The organism is Nostoc sp. (assembly GCF_036919575.1).
Taxonomy (GTDB): domain Bacteria; phylum Cyanobacteriota; class Cyanobacteriia; order Cyanobacteriales; family Nostocaceae; genus Nostoc.
On record NZ_JBALBY010000010.1, the window covers coordinates 270,011 to 288,712 of the forward strand.

At 43.8% G+C, this 18,702-nt stretch carries 16 protein-coding genes and 1 pseudogene; 9 read left to right on the top strand and 8 right to left on the bottom strand.

Going from position 1 to position 18,702, the window contains the following annotated elements:
* Positions 1–129: 129 nt before the first annotated feature.
* The 6 genes from V7K27_RS04250 to V7K27_RS04275 form a co-directional block, all read right to left on the bottom strand.
* Positions 130–2,178, bottom strand: a complete 2,049-nt coding sequence (locus V7K27_RS04250; RefSeq protein ID WP_334944621.1) for a phospholipase C — start codon at positions 2,176–2,178, stop codon at positions 130–132.
* Positions 2,179–2,346: 168 nt separating this feature from the next.
* Complete coding sequence (locus V7K27_RS04255) at positions 2,347–2,961, bottom strand: PEP-CTERM sorting domain-containing protein (RefSeq protein ID WP_334944623.1); 615 nt, start codon at positions 2,959–2,961, stop codon at positions 2,347–2,349.
* Between the two features lie 639 nt (positions 2,962–3,600).
* Positions 3,601–5,001, bottom strand: coding sequence for an ABC transporter substrate-binding protein (locus V7K27_RS04260; protein WP_334944625.1), 1,401 nt, complete (start codon positions 4,999–5,001; stop codon positions 3,601–3,603).
* A 255-nt stretch (positions 5,002–5,256) separates the two neighbouring features.
* Entirely contained in the window at positions 5,257–6,300 is a 1,044-nt protein-coding gene (locus V7K27_RS04265; protein WP_334944626.1) for a phosphate ABC transporter substrate-binding protein, read from the bottom strand.
* A 27-nt stretch (positions 6,301–6,327) separates the two neighbouring features.
* Positions 6,328–7,731 (bottom strand): serine/threonine-protein kinase, encoded by a 1,404-nt coding sequence (locus tag V7K27_RS04270; RefSeq protein WP_334944628.1) that lies wholly within the window; start codon positions 7,729–7,731, stop codon positions 6,328–6,330.
* Positions 7,732–8,226: 495 nt separating this feature from the next.
* Complete coding sequence (locus tag V7K27_RS04275) at positions 8,227–9,240, bottom strand: LysR family transcriptional regulator (protein WP_334944630.1); 1,014 nt, start codon at positions 9,238–9,240, stop codon at positions 8,227–8,229.
* Positions 9,241–9,452: 212 nt separating this feature from the next.
* Between V7K27_RS04275 and V7K27_RS04280 the strand changes: the two genes are divergently transcribed.
* From V7K27_RS04280 to V7K27_RS04305, 6 genes are all read left to right on the top strand, one after another.
* A complete protein-coding gene (locus V7K27_RS04280) occupies positions 9,453–10,169 on the top strand; it encodes an NnrU family protein (protein ID WP_334944632.1) in 717 nt (238 codons plus the stop codon).
* A gap of 620 nt (positions 10,170–10,789) precedes the next feature.
* A complete protein-coding gene (locus V7K27_RS04285; RefSeq protein WP_334944633.1) occupies positions 10,790–11,176 on the top strand; it encodes a thioredoxin family protein in 387 nt (128 codons plus the stop codon).
* Between the two features lie 236 nt (positions 11,177–11,412).
* On the top strand, positions 11,413–13,515 hold the full coding sequence (locus V7K27_RS04290) for an NAD(P)H-quinone oxidoreductase subunit 5 (RefSeq protein WP_334944635.1): 2,103 nt from the start codon (positions 11,413–11,415) through the stop codon (positions 13,513–13,515).
* 264 nt (positions 13,516–13,779) lie between these two features.
* A complete protein-coding gene (locus V7K27_RS04295; RefSeq protein ID WP_334944637.1) occupies positions 13,780–13,968 on the top strand; it encodes a DUF6888 family protein in 189 nt (62 codons plus the stop codon).
* The gene (locus V7K27_RS04300; RefSeq protein WP_334944639.1) at positions 13,949–14,131 is read left to right on the top strand and encodes a DUF6887 family protein; all 183 of its coding nucleotides are present in this window, start codon (positions 13,949–13,951) and stop codon (positions 14,129–14,131) included. The genes V7K27_RS04295 and V7K27_RS04300 overlap by 20 nt, the downstream gene beginning before the upstream one ends.
* Positions 14,132–14,442: 311 nt before the next feature.
* Entirely contained in the window at positions 14,443–14,688 is a 246-nt protein-coding gene (locus V7K27_RS04305) for an addiction module protein (RefSeq protein WP_334944641.1), read from the top strand.
* Positions 14,689–14,733: 45 nt separating this feature from the next.
* Here the strand turns inward: V7K27_RS04305 and V7K27_RS04310 are convergent, their stop codons facing one another.
* Both V7K27_RS04310 and V7K27_RS04315 read right to left on the bottom strand, forming a co-directional pair.
* The gene (locus V7K27_RS04310; protein WP_334944643.1) at positions 14,734–15,297 is read right to left on the bottom strand and encodes a hypothetical protein; all 564 of its coding nucleotides are present in this window, start codon (positions 15,295–15,297) and stop codon (positions 14,734–14,736) included.
* Between the two features lie 161 nt (positions 15,298–15,458).
* The gene (locus V7K27_RS04315) at positions 15,459–15,716 is read right to left on the bottom strand and encodes a hypothetical protein (RefSeq protein WP_334944645.1); all 258 of its coding nucleotides are present in this window, start codon (positions 15,714–15,716) and stop codon (positions 15,459–15,461) included.
* A gap of 349 nt (positions 15,717–16,065) precedes the next feature.
* On the opposite strand from V7K27_RS04315, the pseudogene V7K27_RS04320 reads away from it, so the two are divergent.
* The 3 genes and pseudogenes from V7K27_RS04320 (at position 16,066) to V7K27_RS04330 (ending at position 18,425) form a co-directional block, all read left to right on the top strand.
* Positions 16,066–16,353 (top strand): annotated as a pseudogene (locus V7K27_RS04320) (DUF4258 domain-containing protein).
* Positions 16,350–16,577: a type II toxin-antitoxin system MqsA family antitoxin gene (locus V7K27_RS04325; RefSeq protein WP_334944647.1), complete on the top strand. Its 228-nt coding sequence runs from the start codon at positions 16,350–16,352 to the stop codon at positions 16,575–16,577. The pseudogene V7K27_RS04320 and the gene V7K27_RS04325 overlap by 4 nt, the downstream one beginning before the upstream one ends.
* A 270-nt stretch (positions 16,578–16,847) precedes the next feature.
* The gene (locus V7K27_RS04330; protein WP_334944649.1) at positions 16,848–18,425 is read left to right on the top strand and encodes an NAD(P)H-quinone oxidoreductase subunit 4; all 1,578 of its coding nucleotides are present in this window, start codon (positions 16,848–16,850) and stop codon (positions 18,423–18,425) included.
* The last annotated feature ends 277 nt before the right edge of the window (positions 18,426–18,702 follow it).

Sequence of the window (18,702 nt, forward strand, 5' to 3'; positions counted from 1 at the left end):
TAAGGCATTTTTAGCCCCCCTTAAAAAGGGGGGTTGGGGGGATCGACCCAAAACCTACGCAGTATTGGGATACGAAGAGTGCTGAGTGGGGAATCTCACTTTTTTACTCAGGACTCAGCACTTATGTCTTTAAGGGTTAGCTACTGGATAAGTGCTTGGTAGTGGGTTAAAGCCCTTGGGGATTTTGTTGACTATCCCCTGGCGCTTGTCCTCCGGCGTGATTCCGATCGCTCGGCAGCCTTGCCCACCGTAGTGCGGTAGTGTGTTTACAACGCTATCTGGAATCTTCGCAAAGGAAGCTGGCAGTGGCGGCGAAATGCCGAGCAGGCGCTTCGGATCGAAGCCGGACAGTAGGCTGTCGGTGATTGGCGAATTGATGTCCCGTGGGCCGAGGTACTTCTGCTGAAATCCTGGCGGCCCGAACTTGTTGAACTCCGGGGAGTTGCCAGCAGCGAGTGCCTGTGCCTCATCAGGCAGGCTAGCAAGGGCAGGCAAATTAAAGATCGTGTTAATCGTCTCGATCACCGAGTTGTGATCACCCTCGACGTGGGAGACAGCGTGCGTCCGCGCGTAGGGTGAGATTAGGATCAACGGCACACGCACACCACGGGAGAGCGGCAACCCGTCAGGGCCATAGGACAAAATCCTCGGTGGCACATGGTCGTAGAAACCATCGGACTCGTCGTAGGTAATGATAATAGCACTCTGCTGCCAAAGCTTTGGATTTGAGGCGATCGCATTGATCGCCCTGGCCGCCATCGCCTCGCTGAGTTGGCGATCGGTGTAGCCCGGATGGTCATCATCGCCCGACTTTGCCGCATTAATCGCGGCGATCTCATCCGCAGGGGTCTTGGGGTTGGTGATCGGTGGCTTCAAACCCTGCTGGTTCGTGTAGCCGCCACGAATGTAGAACACGCCGCCTTTGGGCAGGGTATCTTTGGCGATGTCGCTAAATAAGTCACCAAGTCCGCGGAGGTTTTTGCTCACCTCCGGCGTGTTGGCAATATAGCCGAAATACTGTGCGCCGTTGTGATGGGTAACATAGGCATTGTGGGAAGCGATCCCCTTGGTATCCGTCGGTTCGAGATTATAGCCTTCTTGATACCAGCGCCAATTGACAGGCTCAGGCCGGAGTTTCTGGATATAGGGGATATCCTGCTGGATATCGGCTAGATCGAATAAAGGATTCCTGTTGCCAGCCAAGACCGACCGAATATTGCGCCCCTGGAAGGTGAGCGGCAGACTGGCGAAGGTCAGGTTTGAGGAGATGTTGTTATCGGCGTAGCTCTCTTTCGTGCCAGCAGGTTGCTTGTTGTTCGTCGTTGTGTCGAACTGGGAGCCATAGAATGGCTGTGGGTCGTTGACCAGGGGTACACCCTGCGTCGTCCCCGTGTGGCTGCCCACGGTGTAAGATTTGCCGCTCGAACCGTGCTTCACCCACTGAGTTTCACCCGCCTGTCCCGCGATCATCGCCACCGCATTCGGGGTTGAGGGCGTGTCTTCGGTTGCAAAGATGTTGTCGAAGACCGTGAAGCGACTAGCCCACTTCCAGAAGAATGGAATGGTGTCGCAGTCGATGTGCGACATGACTAGACGCGCAAACTGCTTGCCCTCAGCAATATTGGCGGCTCCACCCTTGGACGCGAAGCGCGTGTACTCGTCGTAGACGAACTGATCCATCTGTGGCTTGCCGTCTACAACGTGCAGCTTGGTTGCCAGTCCGGTGTGCGAGTGGTCAACGCTGTCAACGACAGTGGCGTTCTGCTCAGTCCCAATCCGAAATGGCTGAACCGTGACGGTCATGCCGTTAGCATCCGTGTAGGTCTGGGTGAAGCCCGGTGTTTTCTTTGGGTCACGAGGCTTTTGTCCATCTGAGTAAAGTCCGTTAACACCGGGCAACGTGCCATACTCGTTGTCAAAGGAGTGGTTCTCGTTAAAGATTACGAAGACGTACTTGATCCGCTCTTGAAGCAGTTTTTTGAGCAACTTCGGCGGCAGGTTGGGTTCCTTGGCTGGATCATTTAAGTATCGCGCCACGTCTGGCGCTGCATTTGGCTGAGTTGTGACGGTTGAGTTTGCTTCGTGTGGAGAGGAATCCTCTGCGATCGCCGAGCCGAGAAAAATCGACGGTAGTAGCAAGAATGTCAGAGCAAAATAGAACTTTGTAAATCGTTTCAAAGCACATCTCCTTGGTAATTTTTATCCAGGTAATATTGCTATTTAGTATTCAGATACCGCAAGCGTTTGATTAATTTAAAATAGGTATTTTGGTTAAGCTGTGCTTTATTGGTTCCGAAATTCGCAAAAACTTAATCCCGTTGAGCAAAAGCAAAATTATGCCGCTATTTAAGCTTTTTGCTTTCTTCTCAGCCAGAAACCGATAGTAGCAACAACTGCTGCTCCCGCAAAAGTTCGAGGTTCAGGAACAGGCTCACTTTTAGCGAAAGTAACGGCAGTAATACCGGAGCTTTGGACACTTCCAAGGTCGCTGTTGTCCAAAAATTTTCCATCATTGGTACTACCCGTACCTGTGAAATTGCTATCAGAATACAGTTCCAAACTGTACAAGTTATTATTTTCTCCTCTCAATAAGCCTGCGTCTGCAAAAGCAAGTATGTTCTCTTGAATGTAAGCTGTATTGCCAGCCAAACTGTTGGATAATGTTCGTAAAATAGTATTATCATTGACTAAGTTGATAGTCCAACTTGTCAAATCTACAAAAGAACTAGAAGCGGGTAATTGATCCACATCTACTGTGTAAGTCCCATTAAAAGAACCATTTGCTAAATTCACAGGTAGCCCTACTGAACCATCAAGAGGTGTAGGAGCAAAATTTCCCGAAATATTAAATGTTTTCAAATTGACAGCCTGAGCAGTATCTGTGCCAATAACTGCAAGCATAGCGAAACCAAGTACTGCGGTTGCTTGCGATAACCTTTTTAAAGGTGTTAAATTCAGCATAATTTTGCTCTTAATTCTTGATTTTCCCCACAAGGGACAAGATATTACACTACTTGTCCATTAGCTGTCTGGGTTCGGCAGTTACTCACTTGAAAAAACCTCAAGACTGCACTACCTCACCATCTGCTAAAAATCCCCACTTCTGTATTTTGTTACGTGAAAATTAATGACAAGTTAAGGAAAGGCAAAGTTTATTAAATAGTCATACCAATTCTGCATGAAGATGCGCCAAACTATAGCAGTTCTCGTTTGGATGCAATACATGGTAGGGGCACAGCAATGCTGTGCCCCTACGAGTGGTCTGTATTCCATGCAATTGAGAACCGCTATATATGAGGAACGAACCGCAAAGGGCGCAAAGGACACAAAGAAAGAAAGAAAGAAAGAAAGAAAGAAAATTTGGCGCAGCCTCACAAAGAAATGGTATCAGGGTAGTATTACCCGGATTTCTCACTAACCATAAAGGATTTTATTGGCTCAGTTTTTTGCCATCAGGCAAAAACAAGCGTGTAAAATCTTAGGTTTGCTCTATGGGAATACTCATAAAGAAAGCGAAAGTATTGCCCATAAAGCTGAATTTCCCATGTTGAGAGTTTTTCCAGGTTAACTATTGGTTAATTTTTAATTTTTTATTGCTGATTATCGCACTGGTTCAAAGTCATAACCAGTGCGGGAACGAGAGCCAGGAACGATTTTTACAAGTTGGACTGGCGCATTGCGATCGCCTGATGCTAAAAACCGAATTGTACCAGAAGCGCCAGTGGCAGAGAAGTCAGAGGAAGTTAGTGCTTCTTGGACTCCAGATCGCGTGGGATTGCGTTCTAATGCCGCAATCAAAGCTACAGTGGCATCATCGCTGAGGGCGCTTCGCCAACTCACATCAGCGCCCCACAACTGCCGAGATCTCTGGGGAAAATTTGACTTGGGATCGCCATCAATATGCCAGGGAACTGCTACTATCATCCCCTCAGCTTGCTGTCTACCAATTTCTAAAGTTTTGGTGGTGTAAACATCATCTCCAGAGAGCAGAATTAACCGTTTCTGGTTAATCTGAACTACTTGCAGCGCTTTATCCAAAGTTTCAGTGTTAGCAGCTAACATCAACACTTCTGCACCTTGTTTAGTTGCTTCTTCTACACTTTTAGCCGCACTAAAATCCACCTTGGATAAGTCAAATTCGCTGGATACCTGTCCACCCTCCAGTAAAACAGATGAAACAAACTCAGACTTTAAAGACTGGCTATAGTTACTCTGAGAATTAAAGAAAACTGCTGCATTTTTTTTCTGCAAGGTTTTCACCATATAGTTAGCCAAACTTCTAGCAGCGATAAAATCACTGGGAACCGTGCGAAAAACGTAGCGGCTAAAGTTAGAAATTTTTACAGATGTGCTGGTAGGGGAAATTGCTACAAGTTGCCCAGAAGTATAAATAGTACCTGCGGCTAAGGTGGAATCGCTAGTAATCGGCCCAACTACACCTAATACTTCTGGATTACTGACTAGGCCCGAAGCGATTTGCTTGGCTATTTCTGGATTGTCGTTGTCGTTAGCTATCCCTACCTTCAACGGCACTCCTTTGACTCCTCCAGAGGTATTAATTTCATTTTGGGCTTGAGCGATACCACGTAAAACTTCTAAAGAAGTATTGGGGTCAGTGCCTATTGGTACAGAAGCCACAATAGTGTAGCTCTTTGAAGATTTGATTCGGGCATTGTTAAGAAAGATCAATGCTTCTGGATCGTTACGGTTGAGTTTTAGGGCAGCTGTGAAATTAGCGATCGCCTGATCATAACTTTTAGCAGCGATCGCCTGTACTCCCGCTTTTTTAACTGGAGAAATGTCACCCGGAGTCAAGGATTTTTCCCCAAAACTAATCCGGTCTTGTAAGGATGAATTGCTACCTGTCTCCTGATTTGGAATGATGGTATTACCAATTTTGACCCCAGAGCCATTAGTAAACCACCACACACCACCGCCAACTATTCCAACTGTCAGCAGCAAGGCCAAGGCTAAAATTTTGGTTTCATTCTTTTGTGACATGAACAAATTTGAATAAAATAAAAATGTTTATAGGACTTACGCAAAATATCTCTGAAACTCTGATTTCTCTGTGTACTCTGCGCCTCTGCGGTTCGTTATTCCGTAACTCATGCGTAAGTCCTAGTTTATTAAATTATCCAAAGAAACGAACCACCCCAGACACAGAGTACACAGAGAGAGGAGAAATAGAGAGGGTTTTCGCATCAGTTTTGGGATGTTTTTTTATTTGGAAGTCCCTAAATCTAACTATTTTGATCATTTAAGTCTAACAAATCCAGCCTTTTCGATCAGTTCTTGACCTTGAGGTGTCAGCAGCCAATTTGCATAAGCTTCACCTGCTTGCTGATCTGTTTGACCATTTTGTTTAACGATGACAAATAAATTGCGGGTAATTGCATAGTCTCCACTACGAAATGCTTGACTATTCAGCTGATTACGTTTAGTGGGGCATTCAGATGGAGGTATAAAGGGTTCTTGGTATGGAGGCACAAATTGACCGCTTATGCGCCCTAGTGGTATAGACTTAATCGTACACTGGGGTACAACCTCTGGGGCAGAAGCATAGTAAATTCCGCCAGGACTTGCAGCTACTTTTCGTACTGCTTCAGTGGTCGTGCCAATATAACTAACGTTGGCACCAAAATTCTCTTTATTTAAAACATTTTCGACAAAGAATTCTGCTGTACCCCCAGCTTCTTTGCTGCGAGAGTAGACTGTAATTGGTAAATTTGGCCCCCCGACTTCTTGCCAGTTGGTAATCTTGCCTGTGTAGATGTTTTTGAGTTGGGCGACAGTTAAGCCAGGGATGTTGAGATTGCGGTTAACTGCGATCGCAATTCCATCAATCGCCACCGGAATTTCTTTCAAACTAAATCCTTTTTGTTTAGCTTCTGTATTTTCTTCAGCTTTAACTGAGCGAGAAGATTGAGAAAAAGCTAGTTGATTATCTATCAACATCCGAATCCCAGTTCCAGATCCGGGTTCACCTGATGGAGGTTGAGTGTAGCGTAAAACAAAGCGAGGGCAAAGGTTTTGCAGTACGGAGTCTGCCTCTTTACGGATGGGTGCCCAGGTTGTACTACCACCATAGTTGAATGTCCCCTCTGGGAGATTTGCCACGTTACATTTGTTGACAAACTGGTTTAGGGGATTACTTGTGTTGCCAGTTTCCGAAGGTTTAGGAACAGTTCCACTTAATTGCACCCACCGTTCCATAAAAAACCATAAGCCACCAAAGATTAAGCCAATAGTGATGACAACGGCTAAGAAAAGACTAAGTGTTTCGTTTTTCTGAGACATAGGTGGCTGTTAGCAGCAGGAGTTTTTTTAAAGTAAGAGAGATAATAATTTATAAATAAGTCGAAATACGGCTGTTAGTGAAATGGCTATTAAGCCTGCTGCAACTGCTAAAACAACTACTGTCTGAATACCAAGACCCCCTTGTAAAAAGGAGACAAAAAAAATAATAATTAAACTAATTGTCGGAATAATTAATAAATCGAACTTTTCAATCCACCGCCTGGTTTGAGCAAAAATTAGTATACCTAAAATCAGGGCGGAAATAATCAAAGTCGGTATTGGTGATTTTATGAGACTCAAGAGCGCGATCGCAATCAATGCACCCTCAAATCCACTAAATGCCGCCCCACCTAATAATTCCAGTGTGGAAAACGCTGGTTGAGTTGATGGACGGCGCGGGACGACGGGACTAGAACCTTTGGGTGGTTGTGGCGGAAGTGTTACAGAAGGCGAATTAAGCTGTGTAGTGGCTTGAGCCGCCTGTGAGTTCAGTGCATCTATAACCTCCTGGGCTGATTGAAAGCGCTGATTGGGAGCAGGTAGCAGCATCTTTTCTAAAATGTCAGCAAGGTGAGGGTTAATAGTCACTTGCGATCGCCATTTCCACTGGTTACTATAAGCATCAAATAGTTGAACTGCTTCCTGATTTGTTAACAAAGTAATAAGAGTTACAGCCAACGCGTATAAGTCTGTAGATGGGAATACTTGACCCCCAGCCATCTGTTCCGGCGGTGCAAATCCCATAGAATAAATTCCTGTGGAAGATGCCGCAGAACCAAGTGCAGCGTTTGTTACTTGCTTGACTGCGCCAAAATCTAGTAAGAAAAGTTTACCATCACGACGACGCATTATATTAGAAGGTTTGATGTCTCTATGGATAATGCCTCTGTGATGGACAAACTTTAGCACCTTCAGGATTTCTTGCAGCACCTCCATAACTTGCTGTTCCGAGAATTTACCATTTTGAACTAATTCTTCCTCTAAGTTTTGCCCATCAATGTATTCTTGTGCCAAGTAAAAAAATTGGTCTTGCTCTCCTGGTTGCAAGCTATTAACTATCACTGGAAAGAAGGCAAACAAGTCAGGAATTTGCTCATGGTCGTTACCAAGTTGTGCTAAAACTTCTGCCTCTCTCTCAAACATCACCTGTGCTTGTTGCAATTGAGTTGAGCTTAGATTTCCTGCTGGTTGAAACTGCTTAACTACGCATTGACGCATTCCTGGTATCCGGCGATCGCGTGCCAAAAATGCTGCTCCAAACCCACCCCTTCCCAGCAGCTTCGTTGTCACATATCGACCATCTAGCATCAGTGGCATACCGCAGGTAGTACAGTACTTCTGCTGCATTGTTCTCAGCGTCGTAATATCATCTAAATCGACAAAATAGTTTTTTGGGCGTGGACAACGTGGACGAGTGCAGTAAACTTCCATTTTCGTGATTAGTCACTATTCAAAATAATTCGTAATTGATAATGACGCTCGTTCGCATGATTGCGTCTCCCCTTCTCCCAAAGGGAGAGGCTAACGCCTGCCGTAGGATGCCCGAAGGGCTGTAGGGAGACAATTCGCTAACGTAATTCGTAATTAGTTCAGGTTACAGACCAACTAAATTTATCGAACAGCAATATTGGCGCCAGTCGTCAGAATTCATGTTAGGTATTCGTAACCGAAAAAGCGGATGAATAACCGGGTTTAAGATCCTCACAAAATCGTAGATTTGCTGGTCAACTTTCGTAGTGGCGGGTCCCAATCCCCGACTGAAAGATTGCTGAATTCTGAATTATGGATTCTGCATTCTTCTTCAATCATCAAGAACAGAAAAGTTTATCCTGGTGTCAAACGCCCCGCTTGCCTATGACACCCGGCAGGAACACCGATAGGTTAATAATTACGAATTACGAATTACGAATTATTTGTGACCTGATTTTAGCCTTCGCCGGATGAGATGGCCGTTGCTCCATCCAAGGTATTTATCACTATGTTTTTTTGTGCCAATATTAACACATCTTGATTCCATCCAGGGTTAGCAAACTGGGGTAAAATTTCCCGACTAAAAGCTTCTGCGGCCTTGGATCTATAACGATTAGGATTAAAAATCAGCCACAGTGTTCGTTTGACGACAACGCCTTCAATGTTGGCACAGTGGAGAACGCCCATTTGTAACTCTTTAGCGATCGCACTAGTTGAGACAAAGGCAGCCCCCAAACCAGATTGCACAGCATTTTTAATTGCTTCAATGGAATTCAATTCCATTTCAATCTTAAAACGCCTGGTATCAATTTCACAGCGTGATAGCACTTGGTCAATTACTTTGCGGATAGTCGATTGAGAATCTAGGGCAATGAATTGTAATTTATATAGGTCTTCTTTGTGGATTTTTTCAAGTTTGGCAAAGGGATGAAAGATAGGTAGAATCAGCGCTAGTTCGTCTTCAGCGTAAGGAATAACCTCTAAAGATTCTGATAGTTCACCAGGAATTTCACCGCCGATAATTGCCAGATCAACTTGTCCGTTAGCGACACTCCAAGCAGTCCGCCTAGTGGAGTGGACGTGTAATTGCACTGCCACATCTGGATATTTTTGTCGGAACATCCCGATCATTCTGGGCAAAAGATAAGTGCCGGTAGTTTGAGAAGCACCGACAATCAAAGTACCGCCTTGGAGATTTTGTAAATCCTCGATCGCGCGGCAGGTTTCCTGACACAGACTGAGGATTTTTTCACCGTAGCTGAGGAGTAGATGTCCGGCTTCGGTTAATTGGGCGCGTCGTCCTCCACGGTCGAATAAGGGGACATCTAACTGCCGTTCGAGATTTTGAACTTGCAAGCTGACGGCAGGTTGGGAGACGTAAAGACTATCGGCGGCACGCTTGAAGCTACCTTCTTGAGCGATCGCTTTTAAAATACGTAACTGATCTAAAGTGAAAGGAAGGTCAGACATAAGGCTCAAACCACAAACTTTAAAAGGAGCGGATGCACACAACAAATCTTGAGTGACAGCAATTAGCCAGTCATGATTTCTTGCATATTAAACTTGAAGGCTTGACTCGAAAAAGACATTAGCACAATATTTGGACTAAAGTCTCCTTTTGAATACTTTGTGGTATGGGTTGTACTGAGTTCCATTTTCTTTAAATTATTTCACTCGTGTATATGCTGCTGATTTCTTGGTTGACACCTAGTCATTTTGTCATACTGGGGTTACAAATAGCTTTTGCGATCGCTCACAGTGGAGGCGCTGCTTTGCGTCCAAGGGCCGAAAAATACATTGGACCAAGGCTTTATCGTATTCTCTTTGCATTAGTTAGCCTACCGTTGGCTGTGATATTAATTATTTACTTTTTTGGGCACCGCTATGATGGTTTGCAACTTTGGCAGGTACAAGGGGTGCTAGGAGTGCGAGAACTTGTTTGGCTGCTGTCAGCGATCTCGTTTTTGTTTTTATATCCTGCTACCTTCAATCTACTAGAAATTGCTGCTATTCAAAAGCCCCAAGTTCATCTTTACGAAACAGGAATTATTCGGATTACCCGTCATCCCCAGATGGTGGGACAAATAATTTGGTGTGTTGCCCATACTCTCTGGCTGGGTACTACCTTTACCCTTGTAACTTCCATTGGATTGGTGTTGCATCACTTGTTTGGGGTTTGGCACGGCGATCGCCGCCTCTGGCATCGCTATGGAGAAGCCTTTGAAATTGCCAAACAACGGACTTCAATTATTCCCTTCAAAGCAATTATCGACGGACGTCAATCTATCAAATGGCAGGAATTTCTCCGCCCTGCCTATTTGGGAGTTGCCATTGTTATCGCTTTGTTTTGGTGGTCGCACCCTCTGTTACTGGAAGCAACTAGTAATATAGGATGGTAATTTTAGGTGATCCCCAGTGTCAGCAGAAAATCCCAAATAAATGAGATTTCAGCTTATCAATTGCCCCCAAATCAATGTAGGATAGGTTCAAACATCAATCAGTGGAGGTCTGTTCACTCAGCTTAAGATTTTAGATTGGTAGTTGTTGGTCAGTTGCTTTTCCTTGGGAATAAGTGGCAGATTCAGTCAAATTCCCAGGTAAAGACGGCAATCAGGAGTTAAACATTCCAAAAAAGCCACCGTGAAAGTCGCGCTGGCTTTTTTATCAGAGACACATCAACGCGCTCAATTTTTGCCTAATTAATTATTCTCTGTCCTGAGATTTGGTTCCTGAAAGCGCCCCCACTTGACTCTAATAGGACTTACGCAAAAGTACAAGCTGTACGGGCAATTCATGAATTGCCCCAACCTGAAAATAAGGGTTTCGGCTATTGTTTGCGTAAGTCCTGTCTAAAAGAAAAAGAAACGAGTTCCTCATTCAATCCCCTAACTTTAGTTATGGATTTCTACTCAGCACGGGCTAAACCCTAGCTACCGCTAACAGGACTCAGAACTCAGCACTACTTAATTGGGTGCCGATAGGTAGTTTGATATAAAAACCTTATAATCCAAGAGGTGTCATGGTGTTGTCGGTTAGTGAGCAGACATTTACTCAAGAAGTTTTAGAATCTCCTATTCCTGTTTTAGTTAATTTTGAAGCACCTTGGTGTGGCTTGTGTCGGATTATCCACCCACTGTTGTTGGAATTTCAAACCCAATGCGGGGAGGAAATTAAATTAGTTGGGGTTAACGCCGATCAAAATTTTAAATTGTCCACTACTTATAGGCTAAAATCACTACCCACTTTACTATTGATTGAAAATGGCATTATTCGCGATCGCTTGGAATGCTTTCGCGGCAGAGAAGATTTACGTCTAGCTTTAGAAGAGATTAAAGCCAGCTACAGCAGTTGCCCCAAAATCTACAAAAGTTCAAAAACAGTGGGCTTAGAGTATCGGTCAGCCTGATGGGTATTATTGGGCATGGGGCATGGGGCATGGGGCATGGGGCATGGGACAAATGACCAATGACAAATGACAAATGACCAATGACAAATGACAAATGACCAATGACCAAATCTAAAACCATGCTTAACACCCCACCCAAAGGTCATTGGGTGGGTTATTTTATCCTAAAGGGTGTGTGTCACAATTATTAACAGTTCCGACACGCTAGTTAAGAATTATAAAAGTAGGCGTCAGTGATGGAAGTAATCTATCAGTATGCCTGGCTGATTCCGGTATTACCTCTTTTTGGGGCAATGCTGGTCGGTCTAGGGTTAATCTCGTTGAATCAGGTGACAAACCGCCTACGGCAGCTTAACGCTGTGGTGATTATCTCCTTAATGGGAGCAGGTATGGGGTTGTCGCTTGCCTTGTTGTGGAGTCAAATTCAAGGACACGCGACTTATATCCGCACCTTGGAGTGGGCAGCAGCAGGTAATTTTCACCTGAACATGGGCTACACTATTGACCACCTGACAGCCCTAATGCTGGTGATTGTGACAACGGTCGCCTTCTTAGTCATGGTTTACACCGATGGCTACATGGCTCACGATCCCGGTTACGTGCGGTTTTATGCTTATCTCAGTTTGTTTGGCTCTTCAATGTTAGGTCTGGTACTCAGCCCCAACATCGTACAGATTTATATCTTCTGGGAATTGGTGGGGATGTGTTCTTACTTGCTGGTCGGCTTTTGGTACGATCGCAAGTCAGCAGCCGATGCAGCTCAAAAAGCATTTGTGACCAACCGCGTGGGTGACTTTGGTCTATTACTCGGCATTTTGGGGCTGTTTTGGGCAACAGGAAGCTTTGAATTTGATGTCATCGGCGATCGCCTGTCCCAACTGGTACAATCAGGCTCGATCAGCAATTTTCTCGCTGTCCTGTTTGCGATTTTAGTTTTCTTAGGGCCAGTTGCCAAATCTGCCCAATTCCCCCTGCACGTCTGGCTACCAGATGCGATGGAAGGCCCCACCCCAATTTCTGCCTTAATCCATGCAGCAACAATGGTGGCAGCAGGTGTTTTCCTGATTGCCCGGATGTACCCAGTATTTGAACACGTTCCAGCAGCAATGAACGTGATTGCTTTTACTGGGGCGTTTACCGCATTTTTGGGGGCAAGCATTGCCATTACCCAAAACGATATTAAGAAGGGCTTGGCTTACTCCACCATTTCCCAACTTGGTTACATGGTGATGGCAATGGGAATCGGTGCTTACAGTGCTGGACTATTTCACCTGATGACCCACGCCTATTTCAAGGCGATGCTGTTCTTGGGTTCAGGTTCAGTAATTCACGGCATGGAAGGTGTTGTTGGTCACGACCCCGCCTTAGCGCAAGATATGCGCTTGATGGGGAGTCTACGGAAGTATATGCCCGTGACGGCAATTACCTTCTTGATTGGTTGCTTGGCAATTTCTGGTATTCCGCCCTTTGCTGGCTTCTGGTCAAAAGATGAAATTCTGGGGAAGGCTTTTGAGGCTAACCCACTCCTCTGGTTGATTGGCTGGTTAACTGCCGGGATTACCGCTTTCTATATGTTTAGAATGTATTTCTCGACATTTGAAGGCGAATTCCGAGGTAATGACGAGAAAATCAAGCAAAAACTCAAGAAGGCGGCGGCGACAATTGTCCTGGAATTAGAGTCAGAAGAACCAGTCCCGAATTTTGGGCCTGGGGCGATGAAAAAAGGAGAATTAGCGGCAACTGGTGAACACTATGAGTCCCATGACTCCCACGGGCATCATAGCGATTCTCCTCATGAGTCGCCGTGGACAATGACTCTACCGTTGGCACTGTTGGCAGTGCCTTCAATTTTGATTGGTTTGGTGGGAACTCCTTACGCCAATTATTTTGAAGAGTTTATCTTTCCTCCTAGCGAAACTCTCACCGAAGTTATAGAAAAGGCTGCCGAGTTCAATCCGACGGAATTCTACATTATGGCGGGTGCCTCAGTGGGAATTTCTTTGATTGCGATTACCTTAGCTTCGCTGATGTATTTGCGAGGGAAGATTGACCCGGCTGCGATCGCTGCTAAAATCCAACCACTTTACGAGTTATCTCTCAACAAGTGGTACTTTGATGACATTTACCATCGGGTTTTTGTTGTCGGTTTGCGTCGCCTAGCTAGACAAGTGATGGAAGTTGACTTCCGCGTTGTAGATGGTGCTGTTAACCTAACGGGCTTTTTCACCCTTGTCAGTGGTGAAGGTCTGAAGTACCTAGAAAGCGGTCGCGCTCAATTCTATGCCTTGATTGTGTTTGGGGCGGTTTTGGGCTTAGTGATTGTCTTTGGTGTCACCTGATTTGTGTAGCCCTGGCGAATAGAATTCGCGGCTACACAAACAAAGTCCGCCTGCGCGGACTAAGAGAAAATAAAGGTTTCTTAACCCACAAAGGTGGGTTTTGCCTATGTAGATGCGGTTTCTAACCGCCCTTTCACCCCAAGTTTTTTAGGAGCCTAATTTAGACTCCTTTTTTTTGGCGAATAGTCAGCAATTAAACCCACATTCCGCAGATGTGATTCATATAACGTGGTTTTTGATTCCGGCTAAAAATTGAAGAAATTAATGGAACCAACAATAGCTCAACTTAAATCGCTATACCGAGTATGCGTACAAACTAGTAATCTGTTAAAAGCAATTAACATGACTCGGTTAGATGAACGAACACGTTGCATCTACATTATTGTTGAAGAGACAATAGAAATAGAAATCGAGATAGATGGGGGATTAACCTATGACGGAATCAAATTTTGAAGGAATGACGCGCCAAGAACTACTATTATATGTACGCCGTAACCCTCAAGATATTGAAGCCTTTCACAAATATGTAGATATGTTACGGGCAGTTCCAGGACGAGTAAAAATATCAGCAGAAGAGATTGAAACAGAGTTACCCAAACGACTGCAAGCAAGCTAAAAACATTTTGCAAACCTGTTGAGGGCAAACTGTAACAATATCTGATACAAAACCACATTTTTCTACTCGACTGGAATTAAAACAATTCGCAATGGGCGGCGTTCCGCTACGCAGGCGGTTAGTAAAACGGGCGACGATGTGAGATTGGGTAATCACTACAGTTCTGGCGATCGCCCGCCCCTAAGTTTTTTTAAGAGTCTGATTTAGACTCCTTTTTTTTAGCTTGAATTCCTCAACAGTTAACACTGCTGAGGTTTTATGTACTTCCAGTAAAATAAGAGGTACTGTACTAGAGAGTTTAGGTACTCACTATGACCCTTGAACAGCTTGAAGCCGAAGTTCTTGCACTTCCAAAAGATTCTCAAGTGATTTTATTGGCACGATTACTTGAACAATTGGGTCAAGAAAGTGAAATAGATCAAGAAATTGCAGCTAGTTGGGCTGAAGAGGCTGAAAAGCGTGATGAAGCTATGAACACCAATCAAATTACTGGTATTCCTGCTGAAGAAGTGTTTCGACGAGTTCGTGCATCTTTACAATATTATTGTATGAAATAATTTGGTTATGTTAGACCGGAGACTTTGATTATATCGATATCAACGCTAAGAGTAAAACAGTACGATTTCGATTATAAAACGCACAAGCTTGGCCAATTCACTTGAACTGGTTTGCACTGTCGTTTCCATGTCACCAGTACTCAATATTTGTGCAACAGGCTTTCCCGTATTGCGCTGCCAAACTTCTCCCCACTGACCATCATGACAATCAGCGTCACCTACATTGACAACCATTCGTAATTTCATTGTCAATTTATCTGAAGTAATAATATCAAAATCTACCCAGTAATACTGTCCAATATTATCGAAATACTTTGATGGATGCTCTCTATAAGGTCTAGTAAAATCTTTAGCATTTTCTCTATGATGATCGGGTATGTTTGGACATTCTAAGTATTTTGCCGTACTACATTTTCCTAGAATTGAAACTGACCGAATTGAAAGGATCATTTCATCGAATGTATCTGTCCAAGTGTGTGCCTCTCTTAGTTCGGCGAGCGATTCTCCCTCTAGTGGATTTTTATTTTTAACAGGCGACAACTTATTAATGCAAGTAGGCCATTTAACTTGCCTATCTTCTTTACTATACAGAATCCACTTCTTCGTCATAGCAATTGCTTAAGCTCACTCAAAATCCATGATACCTGAAAGTATCGAATAAGAGCTAAAGATTCATTGACAAAGTGTAAAAGTTTTATAAAAAGCAGAATTAGCTGTTAATAATGGAGCAGAATTGGAGATTATTAGATATGCAGCTTAGTTTTCTTATTCTAGGCTTCGATATCGTCCCAAAGCTCTGAAACTGGGAAAGTTTGTCCTACTGCTGCTTGTAGCACGGACTCTTGCAAATCGGCTAATATTTGTGCTTTTGGCTCTTGTTCATCAATCCAAGCTAAACCACTGACGTTATCAGAACTTATGGAACTCATCAGCTGTTGCCAAAGTTCTACAGGGACGAGTACATCTGTTGTTTCTCCATTTACGTTGGTGACATAACGAATCTGACTTTTAATTTGTGCGATTATCATTATGGTTATTTCTCCTGTCAGCCTTTTTTGAACAACCACCAAACAGCATCATGTATTTATAGCGATGCGGGAGGCTACGCGATCGCATCGTTAAAATTCTAGCCTAAGCTGTTGCATATTTAATTTGTATATGCGACGCGGGCAAGATGCCCGCACTACAATAATAATTTTACGTTTTCGTATTATACAATTTAGCTGCACATCAGCTTAGTATGTAGGGTGTGTTAGAACGAAGTTCGTAACGCACGATTATCTAGGGTTGGGTGTCGTACTCTCTGTGCTAACACAACGCCAGTGACGCTACGCTAACGCTCAAGTCGGGAAACCCGCATAATTAAAAAAATAATTGATGTATTGTCAAAATCTAGTTTTCTCCCGTCATGCTATCCAACAAATGTTTTATCGCCGCATCAGTCAAAAAGAAGTAAAAACTGCAATTTCTTATGGAGAAGTGATATAAGAAAATCCTGATGATACACCCTACCCCAGTTATCTAATATTGGATTTTATAGAAGGTAAACCGATTCATGTTGTATTTTCCTACAATGAAGCTACAGATACAGGATATATAGTAACAGCTTATATTCCTGATACTAATATTTGGTTAGATGATTTTACAACTAGGAGACAAAGATGATGAAATGTGTAATTTGTAAACATGGAGAAACTAAACCAGGTTTAGTGACTGTGACGTTAGAAAGAGATGAATGTATTATTGTCTTAAAAAAAGTTCCAGCAGAAATTTGTGATAACTGCGGTGAATATTATTTAAGTGATGCAGTTACCGAACAGGTTTTACAAAAAGCAGAGTCAGCTATTAATAATGGAGCAGAATTAGAGATTATTAGATATGCAGCTTAGTTTTCTTATTGGCGTTTCTGCTTTAGCGATGGGTTTGACTACGCGATCGCACCGCTAAACTATAATTTTAGGGTAGATTTTAACTTGACTGGGAGTATCAGAACCCACATTCCGCACCCCTAAGTGTCAAAAGAGACTCCCAAGAGAAAAAATCGGGAATTGCCAATTTAATTAAATCAACCTAACGAGGAAGACTAAATCACCAAAAAGCTGTTAGTTAATTACTAGTGACTTTTTGCCAAACATGATTTTGATAGCAGACAAATTGTGATGAATACAGCTAATTTTCCGTGGCTGACGACGATTATTCTGTTTCCGATAGCGGCGTCGCTACTTCTTCCCATCATCCCTGACAAAGAAGGCAAAACAGTGCGCTGGTACTCCCTCATCGTAGGGCTGATAGATTTTGCACTGATTGTTTATGCTTTTTCTACTGGGTATGATTTCTCCAATCCAGATTTGCAGTTGGTGGAGAGTTACCCCTGGGTACCCCAACTGGATTTGAATTGGTCAGTAGGGGCAGATGGCTTGTCCATGCCGCTAATTATTTTGACTGGATTCATTACCACGCTGGCGATTTTAGCAGCTTGGCCAGTTACCTTCAAGCCGAAGCTATTTTACTTCTTGATTTTGGCGATGTATGGCGGTCAGATTGCCGTGTTCGCCGTCCAGGATATGCTGTTATTTTTCCTGGTGTGGGAACTGGAACTTGTGCCGATATACTTCCTGCTGTCGATTTGGGGAGGCAAAAGGCGGCAATATGCAGCGACCAAGTTTATTTTATACACCGCCGGTGGTTCGCTGTTTATTTTGCTGTCTGCCCTGACAATGGGATTTTACGGCGATACGGTGACGTTCGACATGCGATCGCTCGCCCTTAAAGATTTCGCCCTCAATTTCCAACTTGCACTTTATGCTGGCTTCCTAATTGCCTACGCCGTCAAGTTGCCGATAATTCCCTTGCATACTTGGCTACCTGATGCCCACGGTGAAGCTACAGCGCCAGTACACATGTTATTGGCAGGTATTCTCCTGAAAATGGGCGGTTACGCCTTAATTCGGATGAACGCCCAAATGCTCCCCGATGCCCACGCTTTCTTTGCGCCAGTATTGGTAGTTTTGGGGGTAGTTAATATCATCTACGCTGCCTTAACATCCTTTGCCCAGCGTAACCTGAAGCGAAAAATTGCCTACTCCTCAATTTCTCACATGGGCTTTGTCATGATTGGTATTGCCTCCTTCACCGATTTGGGATTGAGTGGGGCAGTATTGCAAATGGTTTCCCACGGCTTAATTGGGGCGAGTTTGTTCTTCCTCGTCGGCGCAACTTACGATCGCACACACACCCTGATGTTGGATGAAATGGGCGGTGTCGCTAAGAGAATGCCGAAGATTTTCGCCATGTTCACCACCTGTTCAATGGCTTCTTTGGCATTACCAGGGATGAGCGGTTTTGTGGCAGAATTAATGGTATTTGTGGGCTTTGCAACCAGCGATGCTTATAGTTCTACGTTCAAAGTCATTGTGGTGTTTTTGATGGCAGTGGGAGTGATTTTAACTCCGATTTATCTGCTGTCGATGTTGCGGGAAATTTTCTACGGAGAAGAGAACAAGGAATTAGTTTCTCACCAAGCTTTGATAGATGCCGAACCCCGTGAAGTATTTATCATTGCCTGTTTGTTAGTGCCAATTATTGGTATTGGTTTCTATCCGAAATTGCTGACTCAGATGTACGACACTACAACTGTACAATTGACAGCAAGATTGCGTAATTCTGTGCCGACATTAACACAGCAAAAAGAAGAAACGCTAAAGGTTTCTTTGAGTGCGCCTCAAATCGGTAATTAGTTGCGATCGCTAGTTTAGTTTAGTTTAGTTTAAATATTGATTACTTTGAGGGCGGGTTTTATACCTGCCCTTTTTTGATGTACATTGCTTGGAGGCGATCGCTTAATGAATTTTCTAGTTTAAATGTTCAAAATCCTTCTATTTTTATCTAATGCCAAGAAGGTTTCCTCACCTTTATAGACAATATTAATTTGTCCTCCAAACACATCATCAATAGCCAAAAACTTCTTGCCCTCTATCTTTTCAAATTCGCAACTCCCTATTATTCTAGAAATAT

Excerpts from the sequence above, each read along its gene's own strand:
- V7K27_RS04315 (WP_334944645.1), bottom strand. The coding sequence starts at position 15,716 with ATGATAATCGCACAAATTAAAAGTCAGATTCGTTATGTCACCAACGTA.
- V7K27_RS04330 (WP_334944649.1), top strand. The coding sequence starts at position 16,848 with ATGAATACAGCTAATTTTCCGTGGCTGACGACGATTATTCTGTTTCCG.
- V7K27_RS04290 (WP_334944635.1), top strand. The coding sequence starts at position 11,413 with ATGGAAGTAATCTATCAGTATGCCTGGCTGATTCCGGTATTACCTCTT.
- V7K27_RS04300 (WP_334944639.1), top strand. The coding sequence starts at position 13,949 with ATGACGGAATCAAATTTTGAAGGAATGACGCGCCAAGAACTACTATTA.
- V7K27_RS04260 (WP_334944625.1), bottom strand. The coding sequence starts at position 5,001 with ATGTCACAAAAGAATGAAACCAAAATTTTAGCCTTGGCCTTGCTGCTG.
- V7K27_RS04305 (WP_334944641.1), top strand. The coding sequence starts at position 14,443 with ATGACCCTTGAACAGCTTGAAGCCGAAGTTCTTGCACTTCCAAAAGAT.
- V7K27_RS04310 (WP_334944643.1), bottom strand. The coding sequence starts at position 15,297 with ATGACGAAGAAGTGGATTCTGTATAGTAAAGAAGATAGGCAAGTTAAA.
- V7K27_RS04280 (WP_334944632.1), top strand. The coding sequence starts at position 9,453 with ATGCTGCTGATTTCTTGGTTGACACCTAGTCATTTTGTCATACTGGGG.
- V7K27_RS04265 (WP_334944626.1), bottom strand. The coding sequence starts at position 6,300 with ATGTCTCAGAAAAACGAAACACTTAGTCTTTTCTTAGCCGTTGTCATC.
- V7K27_RS04325 (WP_334944647.1), top strand. The coding sequence starts at position 16,350 with ATGATGAAATGTGTAATTTGTAAACATGGAGAAACTAAACCAGGTTTA.
- V7K27_RS04255 (WP_334944623.1), bottom strand. The coding sequence starts at position 2,961 with ATGCTGAATTTAACACCTTTAAAAAGGTTATCGCAAGCAACCGCAGTA.
- V7K27_RS04285 (WP_334944633.1), top strand. The coding sequence starts at position 10,790 with ATGGTGTTGTCGGTTAGTGAGCAGACATTTACTCAAGAAGTTTTAGAA.
- V7K27_RS04275 (WP_334944630.1), bottom strand. The coding sequence starts at position 9,240 with ATGTCTGACCTTCCTTTCACTTTAGATCAGTTACGTATTTTAAAAGCG.
- V7K27_RS04270 (WP_334944628.1), bottom strand. The coding sequence starts at position 7,731 with ATGGAAGTTTACTGCACTCGTCCACGTTGTCCACGCCCAAAAAACTAT.
- V7K27_RS04295 (WP_334944637.1), top strand. The coding sequence starts at position 13,780 with ATGGAACCAACAATAGCTCAACTTAAATCGCTATACCGAGTATGCGTA.